The sequence below is a fragment of the Paracoccus sp. (in: a-proteobacteria) genome (assembly GCF_030538655.1).
Lineage (GTDB): Bacteria > Pseudomonadota > Alphaproteobacteria > Rhodobacterales > Rhodobacteraceae > Paracoccus.
On record NZ_JAUNTO010000045.1, the window covers coordinates 1 to 2,893 of the forward strand.

The 2,893-nt window shown below is 59.7% G+C and carries 3 protein-coding genes; 1 reads left to right on the forward strand and 2 read right to left on the reverse strand.

The features are described from left to right. Nucleotides 1-766, reverse strand: a 766-nt coding sequence (gene rplC / locus Q4G22_RS15600; RefSeq protein ID WP_303386808.1) for a 50S ribosomal protein L3, incomplete at its 3' end; no start/stop codon positions are given. A 10-nt stretch (nt 767-776) separates the two neighbouring features. After that, a complete protein-coding gene (gene rpsJ / locus Q4G22_RS15605; RefSeq protein ID WP_303386810.1) occupies nt 777-1,085 on the reverse strand; it encodes a 30S ribosomal protein S10 in 309 nt (102 codons plus the stop codon). Nucleotides 1,086-1,465: 380 nt separating this feature from the next. Here rpsJ and Q4G22_RS15610 point away from each other — a divergent pair, with 380 nt between their 5' ends. Continuing rightward, nucleotides 1,466-2,662, forward strand: a complete 1,197-nt coding sequence (locus Q4G22_RS15610) for a cupin domain-containing protein (RefSeq protein ID WP_303386809.1) — start codon at nt 1,466-1,468, stop codon at nt 2,660-2,662. Nucleotides 2,663-2,893 lie beyond the last annotated feature (231 nt).

The following is a 2,893-nucleotide window of genomic DNA, read 5'->3' on the forward strand; positions in this document are numbered from 1 at the left end:
CGGCTTCCAGCGCGGCCTGACGGGCGGCTTCTTCCTCGGCAGCGGCGGCGGCAGCAGCTTCTTCGGCCAGACGCTTGGCTTCACGCTCAGCGGAACGCAGGGCCGCCGGGAAAATCGTGTTTTCCGGGGTCGGCTTTTTCACCGCATCCTTGATCGTGACCCAGCCGCCTTTGGAACCCGGCACCGAGCCTTTGACCATGATCAGGCCACGGTCGTTGTCGGTCTTGACGACTTGCAGGTTCTGGGTGGTGACACGCACCGCGCCCAGATGGCCAGCCATTTTCTTGCCTTTGAACACCTTGCCGGGGTCCTGGCACTGGCCGGTGGACCCGTGCGAACGGTGGCTGATCGACACACCATGCGAAGCGCGCAGACCGCCAAAGTTGTGCCGCTTCATCGCACCGGCAAAACCCTTACCGATCGAGGTGCCGGCGATGTCCACGAACTGACCGGCAAAGTAATGCGCGGCGATGATTTCTTCGCCGACATCCAGCAGGTTTTCGGGGGCCACGCGGAATTCCGCGATCTTGCGCTTGGGCGCGACATTCGCCTTGGCGAAATGCCCGCGCAGCGCGGCAGTCGTGCGCTTGGCCTTGGCTTCGCCCGCGCCCAGCTGAACGGCGGTGTAACCATCGCGTTCATCGGTGCGCTGCGCAACCACTTGCAGATTGTCCAGTTGCAGGACGGTGACGGGAACCTGACGGCCATCCTCAAGGAACAGCCGGGTCATGCCCAGTTTCTTGGCGATAACACCAGTTCTCAGCATGATCACCCCCTTAGACCTTGATCTCGACATCCACGCCAGCGGCGAGGTCGAGCTTCATCAGGGCGTCAACGGTCTGCGGCGTGGGGTCCACGATGTCCAGCAGACGCTTGTGCGTGCGGATTTCCCACTGGTCACGCGACTTCTTGTCGATGTGCGGACCGCGCAGGACAGTGAATTTCTCGATATTGTTCGGCAGCGGAATCGGGCCGCGAACGGTCGCGCCGGTGCGCTTGGCGGTGTTGACGATTTCCTGCGTGCTGGCGTCCAGCACACGATAGTCAAACGCCTTGAGCCGGATACGGATATTCTGGCTTTGCATAGTCATCCCTCGAACAGGGAGTTCCAGTCGAGAGGCTGACAAAGCACCACGCAGAGCCAGCATCGGACCGTATAAAAAACCGCAAGGCCGCCCCCATAGCGGGCGGCCCCTGCAAATGCAACCGATTCTTGAAGACCGGCAGCGATGCGGGCTTATCGCCGGTGGGGGCGCCTCTGTCAAGCCCGACCATGACAGATCGCCCACAATCAGATCGGCAAGCCTCCGCCAAAGCGGAGGCCATCAAACCGGCGAATTCAATTGCAAGGTGATCGACCTTTGGCAAAAATTCATCTGTCATCTGGCTGACAGCGCGCCGCACAACCATGGGGCAAACAAGTGAAAATCGCGCCTATCCGCCATCATCAGCAGGAGGAAGATCAATGCCGAAACCAACCGACGCCGACCTGACCCGCCTTTACGGTGCATCCGACCGAAAACGATATGACGCCATGCACGACACATCATTTTCCAACCCCGGTCCGCAAAATCAGGCTTTGATGCGGATGAACCCCAACTCCAACATGCCGCCGCCCACAGACAAGGGGGTGATTCAGCCCTTTTGGTATTCCTTCGATCTGACCCACCGCCGCGTGCAGGAAGGTGGCTGGACGCATCAGGTCACGACGCGCGAACTGCCGGCCTCGACCGATATGGCCGGGGTGAACATGCGCCTGACCAAAGGCAGCATCCGCGAATTGCATTGGCATCTGGCCGATGAATGGGCGATCATGCTGTCAGGCCGGGCGCGGGTAACGCTGTTCACCGGCGCGGGCGAGATGTTCATCGACGATGTGGGCGAAGGCGACCTGTGGCTGTTTCCAGCCGGAATGCCTCATTCCATTCAGGCACTTGGCGATGAAGGCTGCGAGTTTCTGCTGGTCTTCAATCAGGGCGATTTTTCCGAAGACAGCACGCTGCTGATTTCCGACTGGCTGATGCGCACGCCGCCGGAAATCCTGATGCAGAACTTCAACCTTGACGCCGACGCCATCGCCCGCCTGCCCAAAGGCGAGCCGCTGTATATCTTTCCCAGCGATGAGCCGGAAAAGACACTGGAGGAAGAAATCGCCCAAGCCGCGCAATTCGCCAAACGCCCCGCGATGTCCTATACGTTCAAGGCCAGCACAATGAAGCCGACGCGCGAAAGCGATGCAGGTCACGTCAAGATCATCGATTCACGTAATTTTCCGGCCTCGGAAAAAATCGCTTCGGCCATTGTGACGGTGAAGCCGGGGTGTATCCGTGAAATGCATTGGCACCCGAACGGGAACGAATGGCAATACTGGATCAAGGGCAAAGGCCGTATGACTGTCTTCCCTGGTCAGGAATCAGCGCGGACGATGGATTTCAGTGCCAATGATGTGGGCTTCGTCGCCAATATGGCCGGACATTATCTGGAAAACACCGGCGACGAGGATATGGTCTTTCTGGAAATGTTCGTCGCCCCCGAGTTTCAGGATATTTCCCTGAACCAATGGCTGCGTGCCCTGCCACCGCAACTGGTCACGGCGCATACCAACCTGACGCCGGATGACATCGACCGCATCCCATCCAAAGGCGATCCCTTGCTGCGCTGAGATGCGCGGCAAGGGGGCGCTGCCCCCTCGGTGCTATCGCACCTCACCCCCGGGATATTTGCTGACAAGAGATGCCATCTTCTGTCTTCAAATATCCCCGCCGGAGGCATAGTGCGCGCCGCCCGTGCGGCGGTTCCATGAGAAAGCCCGCCTTTTTCAAGACTGGCTGAACCTGATCCCCCTGTCTTGCGGCGCAGGGGTCGGGGATCATCTCGGGCTGATGATTTTGCG